The organism is Pseudomonas sp. SIMBA_067, from assembly GCF_046534675.1.
GTDB classification, from domain to species: Bacteria; Pseudomonadota; Gammaproteobacteria; order Pseudomonadales; family Pseudomonadaceae; genus Aquipseudomonas; species Aquipseudomonas putida.
The window spans coordinates 1-237 of the sequence record NZ_JAWRYH010001327.1 but is presented as its reverse complement, the minus strand read 5'-3'; the positions used below and the strand labels follow the sequence as shown (position 1 = coordinate 237).

Here is a 237-nt window from a genome sequence, read left to right as displayed (position 1 = left end):
CTCATCGTCATGGACAACGGACGCATCATCGAGCAGGGCACGCATACCCAATTGCTGGAAAAAAATGGTACCTATGCGCGGCTCTGGCATCACCAGAGCGGGGGCTTTTTAGGGGAGGATCAAGGCGTGGTCGAGGGTGTGGAATGAGCAGAGGTCTGCTACTTCACGGATAAACCACCGGGGGCGTGCAGCGCAGGTAAACCGGGCGTGGTCGGCCATTCAGAGAAAAGCGGCCGC

General features: G+C 58.6%; 1 protein-coding gene. It reads left to right on the top strand.

Translation table 11 applies throughout. From position 1 onward, the window contains the following. Positions 1 to 147 (top strand): hypothetical protein (locus SB765_RS33645; RefSeq protein ID WP_410933037.1); only part of this gene is annotated, 147 nt, incomplete at its 5' end. Positions 148 to 237: the final 90 nt, after the last annotated feature.